10 protein-coding genes are annotated in these 13,065 nt (G+C 37.0%); 5 read left to right on the forward strand and 5 right to left on the reverse strand.

All coding sequences use genetic code 11. The features are described 5' to 3' along the window. The first annotated feature begins 639 nt into the window (after nt 1-639). The gene (locus tag Q4503_RS06550) at nt 640-3,336 is read left to right on the forward strand and encodes a TonB-dependent receptor (protein ID WP_303601758.1); all 2,697 of its coding nucleotides are present in this window, start codon (nt 640-642) and stop codon (nt 3,334-3,336) included. 405 nt (nt 3,337-3,741) lie between these two features. On the opposite strand, the gene Q4503_RS06555 is transcribed toward Q4503_RS06550, so the two are convergent. From Q4503_RS06555 to Q4503_RS06565, 3 genes are all read right to left on the reverse strand, one after another. Next, nucleotides 3,742-4,668 (reverse strand): hypothetical protein, encoded by a 927-nt coding sequence (locus Q4503_RS06555; RefSeq protein WP_303601759.1) that lies wholly within the window; start codon nt 4,666-4,668, stop codon nt 3,742-3,744. A gap of 348 nt (nt 4,669-5,016) precedes the next feature. Next, entirely contained in the window at nt 5,017-6,246 is a 1,230-nt protein-coding gene (locus tag Q4503_RS06560; RefSeq protein WP_303601760.1) for a hypothetical protein, read from the reverse strand. A 253-nt stretch (nt 6,247-6,499) separates the two neighbouring features. Then, a complete protein-coding gene (locus Q4503_RS06565) occupies nt 6,500-7,381 on the reverse strand; it encodes a LysR family transcriptional regulator (RefSeq protein ID WP_159817288.1) in 882 nt (293 codons plus the stop codon). A 129-nt stretch (nt 7,382-7,510) separates the two neighbouring features. Between Q4503_RS06565 and trxA the strand changes: the two genes are divergently transcribed. From trxA to Q4503_RS06580, 3 genes are all read left to right on the forward strand, one after another. After that, complete coding sequence (gene trxA / locus Q4503_RS06570) at nt 7,511-7,843, forward strand: thioredoxin (RefSeq protein ID WP_303601761.1); 333 nt, start codon at nt 7,511-7,513, stop codon at nt 7,841-7,843. Nucleotides 7,844-8,059: 216 nt separating this feature from the next. Then, entirely contained in the window at nt 8,060-9,265 is a 1,206-nt protein-coding gene (locus Q4503_RS06575) for an NnrS family protein (RefSeq protein ID WP_303601762.1), read from the forward strand. Nucleotides 9,266-9,348: 83 nt separating this feature from the next. After that, complete coding sequence (locus tag Q4503_RS06580) at nt 9,349-10,320, forward strand: D-2-hydroxyacid dehydrogenase (RefSeq protein WP_303601763.1); 972 nt, start codon at nt 9,349-9,351, stop codon at nt 10,318-10,320. Nucleotides 10,321-10,414: 94 nt separating this feature from the next. Here Q4503_RS06580 and Q4503_RS06585 read toward each other — a convergent pair whose 3' ends face one another. Beyond that, nucleotides 10,415-11,791 carry an FAD-binding oxidoreductase gene (locus tag Q4503_RS06585; protein ID WP_303601764.1) on the reverse strand — a complete coding sequence of 459 codons (1,377 nt, stop codon included), beginning with the start codon at nt 11,789-11,791 and terminating at the stop codon, nt 10,415-10,417. A gap of 237 nt (nt 11,792-12,028) precedes the next feature. Here Q4503_RS06585 and Q4503_RS06590 point away from each other — a divergent pair, with 237 nt between their 5' ends. Continuing rightward, the gene (locus Q4503_RS06590; RefSeq protein ID WP_303601765.1) at nt 12,029-12,625 is read left to right on the forward strand and encodes a GNAT family N-acetyltransferase; all 597 of its coding nucleotides are present in this window, start codon (nt 12,029-12,031) and stop codon (nt 12,623-12,625) included. Nucleotides 12,626-12,645: 20 nt separating this feature from the next. Here Q4503_RS06590 and Q4503_RS06595 read toward each other — a convergent pair whose 3' ends face one another. Continuing rightward, nucleotides 12,646-13,065, reverse strand: a complete 420-nt coding sequence (locus tag Q4503_RS06595) for a hypothetical protein (protein WP_303601766.1) — start codon at nt 13,063-13,065, stop codon at nt 12,646-12,648.

Consider the following 13,065-nt stretch of genomic DNA (forward strand, 5'->3'; position numbering starts at 1 on the left):
CTATCTAGCTAAGCCTGCCTGGGACAAAGGCTCTGAGCCTGTGCGAGTGTTTAGGCAGCTAGATAGTACCTAATTTTTAAGGTTTAACTTTTCACGACTGTTGTTTAGAAGATGAAATTAAAAGGCACTCGCCAACTAGAACAAAGCCTGCGATAGGACAAGTGCATAAAGCGCGTTTGAGTGATCAATGTTTAAAGGTATTTCTAGTTCGCAACTCATCTGGATCATGGATAACAAACCATAGCTCGAATATATGTCAGTACAGTTTGCTTTAAGCAAGCACAGAGCCTGTCATCATAAACAGTAGATTGAAAATAGCGCTGTTCAGCCATGTAAAACATAAGAGATTTTCTTCTGTTTCACTTAATCTCGGCTTGACATCAAGGAAGCGTCCATATACGTCCTGGTTAATCAGTTCCAAACAGAATTCTTTATAGGATATACCAATAACAATTTTAGTGTCTACTTATATACCAATAAGACATTATAATCTATCAACCCAACCTCTACTATCGTTAAAAATAGTCCTCGCTTGCCACTAAAGTGACTTTTATATACAATAAAACACGCAACAACAAGAATGCATGATAATGAAATTAGCCAATAAATACCTATATAAAATCATAAAAAGGGGTTCAAATGAAAAGTAAAGCCATAGACACAATATTTACTAAAACAGCTTTAGCTATCTCTATTGCATTATTTTCAACAGGAAATTTAGCTTATGCTCAAGACAATGAAGCATCTTCTGCTGAGGATATAGAGAAAATAGAAATTAGGGGGATAAGAGGGAGCCTAATTTCAGCATTAGACAATAAGCGTATAGCGCCCAATTTTGTTGACAGCATTGTTGCAGAAGATATTGGGAAGTTTCCTGATGAAAATGTCGCTGAATCATTACAACGTATTTCAGGAGTATCGATTGACCGTAGTACTATAGGAGGAGAAGGAAACTCAATTAGTATTCGCGGACTAGGACCAGACTTTAGCCGTGTTTTTATTAACGGTCGAACCATTTTAGGTAGTTCAAATCAGCGTCAAGTAAACTTTAGTGATTTACCATCTGAAATGATATCACGATTAGATGTGTATAAATCACCAATGGCAAGCCTAATTGAAGGCGGTATTGGTGGTACTGTTGAAATTAAAACAGCGAGTCCTTTCGACTCAGGCGGTGGTTTTCGAGCGGCAGGTAGTGCGCAAGGGGTCAACACTACCTTAGCAGACGAATGGAAACCTCGTATTTCAGGACAAATTAGCAATACATTTGCTGATAATACTGTTGGTGTTCTTCTGGGCTTACAATATCAAGACCGAATTACTAGGCAAGATACAATGGATGTACCTGGTTGGCAGTGTGTACTGCTTGCTGACATAGGTACAGCCTGTCCAACAGGAGCTGACTCATTAACTGAGGTTCCACTAGAAGAAAGAGCCTTCCGTCCCAGATTTTCAAGACAATTTGCAAGAACATTGTCTTCTGAGCGTACAGGCTTTACAGGAGCAATACATTGGCGTCCAAATGATAATGCTAAATTAGACTTTGACGTATTTTATTCAACACGCGATGATATAGAGTCACAAGGAACTGTCATTACTTCTACACAGTTTCAAAATTCAATAATTACTGCTAATGATAACTTGATTATTAACGACAACAATACCATCACGGCATTTGACGCAACAAGTGCTGATCTTAGAGTGTCAAATCGTGAACTGATAACTGATTACGAGAATCTCGTCCTCGGATTGAATGGTGAAATTACTGTTGGTCTTTGGACTTATAGTGCTGATTTATCCTATTCAGAAGGAAGCTCTAATGAAAAGAATAATCAAGCACAAATTTTTCGTGAAGTTGACGGAAGTTGGAATTATGACACTGCATCCGGAATCCCTATTGCTGATCTAGGCCAATTTAGCGACAATCCAACGTCAACATCGGGTTGGTATATTTTCAATGCTCGTAAACAAGTTAATTTTCGTAAACAAGATGAAATCAATGCTCGCTTTGACATTAAGCGTGAAATTAACGGTAGTTTAATTAACAGTGTTGAATTCGGCATGCGCTATACAAGTGGCGGACTGGCATTAGATGCATTTGGTTTCTTTAGTGGTTTACCTAGAGATACTGTTGAACAATTCGAAAGCGATAATAATATTTCAGGTATTCTCACGACAACTGAAGAGTTAATGGGCTTAACCAATTTTGGTAACACTTTACCAAATAACGATATGTTAATTAATAATTGGACAATCGCAACATCTAAAGAAATACAAGATATTGCTTTTCCAGATGATCCACTTACCAATGTAAATGGTGCTGGTACCTATACTATTGATGAAGAAACACTCGCAGGCTACGTGCAACTTAATTATGGCGGTGAATTCGCTGGGTTATTTTACTCAGGAAACCTAGGTGTTCGTGCTGTACAGACCGACGTTAAAACAACAGGTGGTACAAGCATTGCTGACTTCGACAATCTACAAACAGGAGATTATACTGACATACTGCCCAGCTTTAACTTAAGTATTGATCTTAGCGATGAACTGGTGCTTCGTATAGGCGCAGCCAAAGTAATGTCACGTCCTTCTTATAATAATTTAAACCCTGGCACAACGGTCAATACAACAACGTTCTCAGGCAATTCTGGTAATCCAAGCTTATTACCATCTCGTGCATCACAATTTGATGCTGCGTTAGAATGGTATTTCGATGATAGTGACGTTTTAGCACTAAGCTATTTCTATAAGCATGTTGATTCATTTGTACAAACTGAAACAGTCACCACTACGGTTGACCCTGCACTTTCTCCTGGTTTTGATCCAAATACCTTATATGCTATCTCTAGACCAGGTAATGGTGAGGGTGCAAATATTTCAGGATTTGACTTATTATATCAACACACATTTAAAACCTTACCATCTCCATTTGATGGCTTAGGTTTTCTAGCTAATTACACCTACCTTTCCACAGATGCTAAAACAACAAACACAAATGTTGGTCTTGATATAGGATTAGAAGGGTTATCAGAAAATGCATATAACATTACCACTTATTATGAAAAATATGGCTTTAGCTTTAGAGTATCTTATAATTGGCGTGATGAATTCTTACAGGCAGCACAAGGTACTGGTGGCACACCAATATTTGGCAACGAATACGGACAAGTTGATGCATCAGCCTCTTACGACCTGAACGAACATGTAACCTTTGTTCTTGAAGCGAAAAACCTCAATAATGAAAGTTATCGAGCGTATGAGTATCTTGACGGACGCTTAAGTACATATAACGAATTTGGTCGTCGCTTTACTGTTGGTATTCGCGCTAGATTTTAAAACATGCTTACTAGCTTAGAATCGATAATTGTATTTAGTTTACAATTATCGATTCATTTAATTTTATCCCTGTTAGAAATCCTTTCTAATCCTTAAGATCAGGAATACCTTGAATATGATCTTAAAGCCATAGCAAAAGGCTAAAAACTTGGTTACTTATTTTAAACTCCCCCAGCATTTACAGATAAACATTAAAACGTTATTACTTCATATAAACAAAATATGCTAATACCAATTTGATTAAATTCTTCCCAACTCATAGAAAATTAAAAGGACATATATGGACGCTTAATTTTTAATTATCTGTGTTGTTCAAATTTAAGCGAGTGTCCGCTTAATTTCTCTGCTTAATTTCTGCACTTCTTAATTTAAAGCCAACTGTTTAGCGTCCGTTTAAGTAACTTGTTAAGTTTTCTTTTTATACTTTAGTAAAAATTTATTATATTTTTCTGGTAACAAACTGTATTGACCCCAAGCATTTACAAAGCTTCTCGGTATGTTACCTCCCTCCCAAGCCAAACTGGAATGGAATATGACATAACGACCTATAGAACCAATATCAATATGTTTTCGTTCATCATGATGAGGCCACGTATAAATTCTAAACTCACCATATACTTCATGCTTTACATGGATAATATTACGTTTAGTCAGGCGCTTATAATCCACTACCTCCCCAAAGAACAATCGTTGATGGTTACTACTGTCATCGGTTATACGATTAACATCAAAAAGCATCTGCGATAAAAGCTTCGGATTTTTAGAGTCTGGAAAATGATAACCTCTATGAAGATTTTTATCGAAATTCCAGCAAAGTGCTGTGACACTGGAAATCCTACTTGCTACCTTAAACTCCTTATTATTATGCCTGCCAATAGTAACTTCAGTTTCAGGGCCATCTTCATCTTCAACGGCACTTTGATTATATTCACCTGTTTCGTCAATATCATCATCCTGACTTGGTGGGTGGTTCTTCCAACTTGATACAATAACCAAAGATTCGTCTTCGATTGCTTTTGCTACATCTTCTTCTGTTTTATACGATAGACCTTCTTTTTTTGGGGACTTTAAACGACAAGGGATTTTTGAATATGTTGGCTTATGTTTAAAGTGAGCGGTTCTGCTATTACTTGTAACCGTAGTATCTTCAGGAGATCTCGATAAAGGGGTCGTACAAACAGGACAAAATATACTTCCTTTCATACTGATATCAAACTCTTCTGGCGTCACAGAGGTACTATGCTTTTCTAAAGTCTCACGCTCACTTATTCCATACATCCACTTTTTAGAACTATAAAATGCGTATGCAATTCGGTGATTACTTTCTTCCATGATGATCCTCGATGATATGATGAAAACTTAACAACTTTATTATGATGCAATATACCTTCTTTCTACAAGAGAGTATCAATTGTCCATAATTTTATAATATATTCACATTACTCGATTGTAAAAATTAGGAAGGACACTCGCTGGTATAGCATTAGTTGAAAAGTCTGTGTTATTCAAGTTTGAGCGACTGTCCTGCTTAATTTGCTTAATTTGCTTAATTTTTCATAATTTTTCATAATTTTTCATAATTTTTCATAATTTTTCATGCTACCAAACCTAGAAAAAAGCATAACGCTAAGCTAAGCGGAAAATAATGGTTGGCTATAATCGCGAAGCGATGGCCAACTGTTATTTTTCCGCCTTAAGCGCCTTGTTAAGTTTCAATTCTGACTTTGTATCTTTAATATTTTGAACATTTGGTTTTTTGTGTCTTTGGCTATACAAATTACACGATACATATTCCCAATGAACGTTATCTAAAAAGTGCTCAAAAGAAAGATTGTTCTTCATTCTATTAATAAAAGAATCTAACCATTTGTAGTAAACCCACCCTGAGCTTTTTAATAAGCTTAATGGCTTAACATGACCCGAAATATTCACGTATATTAATTTACCTTTAGTCGAACGAGGATTCTTACCTACATAGAATTTAACAAACTCATTCGAAAATGAAGCGCTAAACCCTTCAAATATCACCTCAATTTCAAGTACTAATCTTGAATTTTCAAGCTTAAAACCACCATTTCCATTTTTAGTTATTTTTGTACCTTTAGGAAGTAATAAATCAAATTTGCTATACATAGCGCCATTACTACCATATAACATGCAAATCTCGCCTTCAGGTCGTTTTTCAGGATCCGGAAAAGCGTCAATAAAAATATCTCGATCTTCTATTGGTTTGGTCAAAGTAGCAAAAACTCTATTTTCCAATAAAAATTCAGGTACATCTTTTCTTTGAAGTTCTCTTATTTCGTCATCTTCTTGATAATCATTAAAATATGAGGAAAGGTGCAACGATAGCTCTTCAAGTATTACAAACTCAATAGCTTCTTTAAGAAGCCCTCCTTGTTTTTCATGTTTTGCTTTTGGTTCACCTTCAACTTCTTCAACTTTACAGACTGCATAATATTCTATGTCTTTTTTAGGGGGTTGATTATCGTTTGAAGATTCATCACGACTGACTTCAGCACCTATTTTTGACTTTACATGTTGCTCGTTCCATATTTTTTCTAATGCTTTGCTTTCTTGAAATACAGCTTTAAGTGTTCGAGCTAATTCAGTTGCGAATTTATATTTACGTATTGATATAATTGAATTGTTTTCGTCTAATAAAAATTGTGCTCTAATTTTCTCATTAAAACTTAGCGTCGCAACAATACTTTTACACAACACTAAAAAACCTATCAGAATTAATAATAAAGCAATAACAATAATGTTAAATACAGGTAGAGTGATAAATGTAACAAATGAGCTTGATATAATTCCCACGCCTAAGCCAATCATTACAGCAATAACTATTAATTCAACTATCCATTTCTTTTGAGATAATGACGAACTTATTAAACCAGAATTACCCATGTACTTTGAATCTCCGTGAAACTTAACAGCTTTATTATGATGCAACATACCTTCTTTCTACAAGAGAGTATCAATCGTCCATAATTTTATAATATATTCACATTACTCGATTGTTATCAGCAAATCAATTAGTTAAAAAGATACCCCTCGTCTGGTTGATGTGTGAAAGAAGGCATTTTGCCTTCTTTCTTGTAGAAAGGAGAAACCACAGAAATTTGTATTTATATACAGCTACATTTAAGCAGCAATAAAGTCAAAGTAATTGACCAATATTACTTTGAAAAAAATCCAAGAAAATGCGGGTTTTCATCGCAACATTTCTACTTTGATACAGCACGCTTAAACGTTGCGCCGTCGGTTTTTTAGTTAAGGATAAACGTTGTAGCTGCTCTTTTTGAGACGAAGACTGTAAAACATAATCAGCAAGCTTACACAAACCAAGATTTTTCTGAGTCGCCTGTAAACGCATTTCAGGACTAGAAAGTGTAATGCGGTTCTGACCATAAACAGCTTGTAACTTATTATTATCACGAAAAAACCATGGCTGGCCATCTTCCGATAGAATACAGGGATATTGAGATAAATCTTCTGGCGTTTTAATGTTGCGCGTATCAAATTCTGATGACGCATAAATAGATTGAGGAAAACTTAACAGTTCTTTTCCTATCCAATTAGATGCTGGTAATGTCTGCTCGTGCAACACAAAACATAAGTCGTAATGATGATCAAATTCAGGCATTGCTGCTGAGTAATGTTGACAGTTCAAGGCTATTTTTGGATATAACTGCACAAAGTCTACAATCAACGTACTGATCACTTTATTGAAGAATTCTAACGGTAATAGAATATTCAAATTACCTTGTGGCTGGTCTATCAATGAGCCAATTTTCTCTTCCACTTTGCTCAACGCATCAATGTGGTTTTTACAAGCACAATAAAGTAAGCGCCCGCTTTCTGTTAACGTTTGGTTACGTGTAGTACGTATCAATAGCTCACTACCTAACTTATCTTCTAACTGCGCTAGCCGCCTACTTAATGTTGATTTAGGCATGTTGAGTTTTTTGGCGCCCGCGGTAAAAGTCCCAGCTTCTACTAATACAACAAAAAGTAATAGATCATCTAAATTCGTTATCATTAAACATCACTGTTTCATTTATGGAACAATAGTTCTCATTAAACACGGCTAATCAAGTTAATACAACTTGAATATACTTCGGTTTGTAAATTTATTTGGAAACCTATTTGTAAACTTAAGGAATAAAAAATGACTGTTCAAACACAATTAAATACCGTTAAAGCCATCACTGCAGAAGAATATGAGACAGAGGTACTGCAATTTGAAGGAGATGTTCTGGTTGATTTTTACGCCCAGTGGTGTGGGCCGTGTAAAATGATTGCGCCTGTAGTAGAGCAAATAGCACAAGAAAACGAAAGCCTTAAAGTAGTTAAAATTGACGCAGATAATAGTCAAGAGCTAATGATAAAATATGGTATTAGAGGTCTTCCAACACTGTTGTTATTAAAAAATGGAGAGCCAATTGCAACCAATGTAGGGGCTTCATCGGTCAGTAAAATTAGAGCTTTCGTTAATCAATAAGCTCGTACTAGCTAAGTAAATACCAACTAAGTTAAGATCGACCTAGCAGCCAAGGTTTTATCTGACTTAGGTTGGTACCTTTTACCCTATTTTATTCTGTTGTCATTTCATTGATAAGAGCATTTTATTGATCTAATTCAAGCAAATTCAAAACTATTTCATTACAATACCTCCATAATACCCGAGTAAATTACTCAAGAATTTTACAAGGTAGCAATGATGCAAATTACCGACCTAGAAAAAGAGCAAAAAATCACACCACTACTACGTTTAGGCTTTCGCCCATTTTTTCTTAGTGGTGCTATTTTCAGTATGGTGGCGGTCATACTTTGGTTATTAATGTACAAGGGCACAATCACTTTATCACCTTTGGGTGGTGGTTATTGGTGGCATATTCACGAAATGATTTTTGGTTTCGGCTGTGCAATTATTGCAGGCTTTTTACTTACCGCCGTACAAAATTGGACTGGAGCGCGTGGTGCTCAAGGTACCACATTACTGATGTTGTTCTTAATTTGGCTTACGGGCCGTATTGCCCTGCTGTTTCCTGACATATTTGGCCATTCATTAACAACGATTCTTGATTTAAGCTTTCTGCCTGCCGTTGCTTTTGTTTTAGCAAAACCACTGATAGCGATTAAACAATATCGCAATTTATTTTTTGTTCCTTTATTACTATTGTTTTCTATTGCCAATTTAGAAATGCATTTAGCGATTTATTATCCTGACACCTTTACCATCAATTATTCAGCCTACGCAGGCGTGATGCTAGTCACTTTTTTAATGTCTGTAATGGCGGGGCGCGTTACGCCTATGTTTACTGCTAACGGAACGAATACCCCTAAAGCAACCCCTTTACCATGGTTAGATCTGCTCACTAATGGTAGCTTAGGTATCGCCATGTTGTATTTGTTATTAGAGCCTGTTATCGGCTTTGCTGATTTAAGTTTTGGCGTGTTATTAATTATTGCTGGGGGCTTTCAAACAATGCGCTGGTTAAGATGGAAGCCTTGGTTAACGCTTGAAGTCCCCCTATTATGGTCTTTACATATCTCAATTAAATTTATTGCTTATGGGTTAATCATTTTAGGCGCTAGTTACTTAACGACTGAAATACCAAGTAATCATATTTGGCATTTGATCACTATTGGCGGCATGGGTGGTTTAATTTTAGCTATGATATCAAGGGTGTCGCTAGGCCATACCGGTCGCCCATTAACTCCTCCAAAAGCAATGACATTGGCTTATATATTCATTACACTGGCTGCACTAATGCGTGCTATTGGTCCCTGGATTGCGCCTGAAAAAACGCTATTATTTATCGATATTAGTGGATCTTTTTGGCTATTAGCATTTGGAGTATTTGTAATAACTTATGCGCCTATGTTAATGCGCGCTAGAAAAGATGGTCGCCCTGGATAAAGCAACGTAGCCTTATTAATGCTAAGTGGCGAAAAACTGCTAACATGCAAGATGACAATAAAGACAATAGGAAATAATTCAATTTGAAAGCCGTTTTTTTAGATAGTAAAACTTTTAGCGCAAACATATCTTTTGCGACAATAGAGCAAGAAGTTACTAACCTTACTTGCTACCCAACAACGACAACAGAGCAGATACTTGAACGCTGTATAGATGCTGAAATTATTATCACTAACAAAGTAGTTTTTACCGCTGAAATGTTAGCGCAACTACCACAGTTGAAATTAATTTGTATCGCTGCTACCGGGTATAACAATATTGATATCAACGCGGCAAACCAACACAATATTGCTGTTACCAATGTTAGTGGGTATGCTGGTAATTCTATTGCGCAATATGTCTTTGCTCAAATACTTGAGTATTATCAACAAACATCTCACCATAATAGCAATACAGCTCAGGGGCATTGGCAAAAAAGTGATACTTTTTGCTATCATGGCAATGCTATTACCGAGCTTTCAGGTAAAACCTTAGCCGTTATTGGCTACGGATGTTTAGGAAAAACGGTGGTCGATCTTGCGACGGCCTTTAATATGCAGGTATTAATTAGCGAACGCCCAGGTAGTACGACAGTGCGCCAAGGCAGAGTTAGCTTTGACCAAGCGATAGCACAAGCAGATATTATCAGCTTACATTGCCCGCAAACCAAAGACACAACCAACTTAATTAATAAAAACGTTTTAGCTAAGATGAAGCCTAACGCATTGTTAATTAATACCGCACGTGGCCCATTAGTCAATAGCATTGATTTACTGGCTGCATTAAAATCTAAACAAATAGCTTACGCCGTGCTTGATGTATTAGAGCAAGAGCCACCACCGGCTGATCACCCATTATTACTTGCATTACAAGAAAACAGTGTCGATAATTTAAAAATTACGGCGCATATTGCTTGGGCAAGTAATGAATCACAGCAACGGTTAATTGATTTGCTTAGCGATAATATTACCGCTTTTAAACAAGGTGAAAAGTTGAGTCGCCTCGACAGTCTTTAATTGGCCTAACATTAACTAAGCCAAAATTAAGTAGACTAAGATCAATAAGGCTAAGAGCAATTAGCCTAGAATCGACGGCCTACAACTAATTAACCTAGAAGTAGTTGTCTTTAATCATACCGTAATGAAAATATCCCCATTGCCCTACTCTGCGTAATGGGGCAAAGGGAAATTTAGGTAATGCTGTGTTATATAAAGGCAGGTTTGGTAATGTTTTTCCTACCACCTTCTCGGCTAAACGTTTACCTGCTTGTACTGAAAATGACACACCACTGCCACAATAGCCCATAGCATAAAAAACATTTTCATGTTCACTGCCTTTTTCACCTTGGTAAATATGCGGTAAATCATCAAGTGCCATGCAAATCCAACCTGACCAAGCATAATCAATCTTTAATGTACTAAGCGCTGGAAAGCTTGTTTTTAACACCGATAACAATCGCTGAGCGTAATAAGGATCTTCAGCACCTTTCCCTGTAATAGCGCCTCTTCCGCCAAATAAAATACGATTATCAGGTAGTTTTCGATAATAGTATTTTAGTGCCCGTGTATCCATCACCACATTACTTGTTAAAAAATTACACGCCGCTAGTTGCTCAGCCGATAACGGCTCAGTCACGATAATCTGTGATAATACTGGCAATGTTCTATTGCTAATTAAAGGATGAAACCCTTTCGGTGTATAGCCATTAGTGGCAATCACTACTTTTTTAGCCTTTACAGTGCCTTGCGGTGTTGTAAGCACAATATCCTTGCTTGCTTGAGATTTTGAGTTACTTTGTGCGAATTGTACAGGTGTTGAGGTATGTACTTTTACACCCGCTTGACGTGCCAACCGTTGATAACCCCACGCTAGTTTAAGGGGATTTAATCCAAAACCATCTTGATAGCGAATAGCGCCATAGGCATTTTCATCGGCCATAAAATTCTGATGTAATTCACTTTTTGAGAGTACTTGTACATCATAATTAAACATTTTTTTCTGCAATGTCGCCTGTGTTTGCAGTGACTTAAACATCTTCGGATTATGGGCAACTTTAATATAACCCGCCTCTTGTTGGTCGCAATCAATCCCTTCGCCAATTAAGCTATTAACGGTTTCTACACCTGCGCACATTTCTTGATAAATACCGCGCATAACTTCCTCACCCCATTGCTTCTGCATTGTAGTGTAAGGCTTTCTGCCAGATGATTTTAAAATAAAACCAGCATTTCTACCGCTACATCCCCACGCTGTTTGATTCGCTTCAAATATATGTGCCTGAACACCATGTTCACGCGCTAAATGTAACGCACAAGAAAGTCCGGTATAACCCGCACCTATTATGGCAACGTCAATTGTAATATCTTTGGTAAGCGGTCCGTCATCTTCCGATTTATTCTCGCTATGCCCGCCAGAAACATCTGCCCAATAACTATTAGGATAAGGAATACCACAACCAGGTGAATCATCTAACATTGGATCGTACATCTTTCATTCTCTCAATTACTGAAATTTACTAGCTGTCTCATAGACACTCATTGTCTATCACTCTAATCTGACTAGGTGAATTAACTCTAACTCTATATGAGCATTAAGCATGAATACACTTTATATTATAGTGAGATGATTTTGTTATTTTTTATTTATTTGCGGTATGATCGCTATACTCACCAAAGCAAGTGTGAGCTTATCGATAAACCTTAATGCGGAGTTTTTATAAATATTATGCCACATGTTAGTTACGAAAAATTAACACCACAATACTTCAAACAGGTTATTCATTTAGCTAATGAAGTACATGGTGATGGCTACCTCAATGAAGAAAGCATCGCCGACTGGGCTTCTCGTGGCATAAGTAAAAGTGAAAACTGTTGTTATGTCGCATTATGGAATTCAGATGCAAGCCCTGAGAAAACAGATCCAGATAAAAAACTTATTGGTTTTCGGATTACTTTTGCGCCAGAGCATTGGAATATAGATCAATGGTATAGCCCAGAGTTATGGCAAGTATCTAAAGATCAATGCTGTTACTTCAAGTGTAATACTGTAGATGAAGCGTATCGTGGGTTTGGTATAGGAAAAGCATTATTACAACTCTCTATTCAAACAGCTAAAAAGCAAGGCGCTCAAGCTGGAATATCACACCTTTGGAAACAGAGCCCTAATAATAGCGCTGTCGCTTACTTTACGCATTGCGGTGGGGAATTAGTTAAATCTCACCCAGATAAATGGCACGAAGACAGTAAGCAGGGGTATAACTGTACTCTGTGTGGGTATGACTGTCATTGTGAAGCTGCGGAAATGATTATTTATTTTAAATGACGCTATTTCAATTCACTAAATCAATTTACGTTGAGCACTATATCTGTTGAAAGGAGTTGAACTTGTCGCAACTCTTCTACAGAAAGCGCGCCATAAAATCGAGGATAACTCCAACCATAACCCCATCGAAAACTTGTTGGTAAATAAGGTGTACCACCCACTCTGACACCCGCCAACATCAGTGCAGCAATAGTAGGCTCGCCTACTTGTGTTACACACATTTTTAAACGGTTATCCGATGCTAATCGTTGTTGATAGGTGCCTCCTTGCCAATAATCAAAATCATGTCGTTGGCAACAGGTTAACCACAATTTCTTTTGTGCAAAAGTACCGTCAGGAAATGCACTACAGCCATCACTTGTAAAAGGCTTTAACGTGTCAGCGAATACAACAGCAGCCAAACTCGCTAGCATAAAAGTCATAAGAATACGTATCAACAT

The organism is Colwellia sp. 6_MG-2023, assembly GCF_030547765.1.
In the GTDB taxonomy this organism is placed as follows: Bacteria; Pseudomonadota; Gammaproteobacteria; order Enterobacterales; family Alteromonadaceae; genus Colwellia.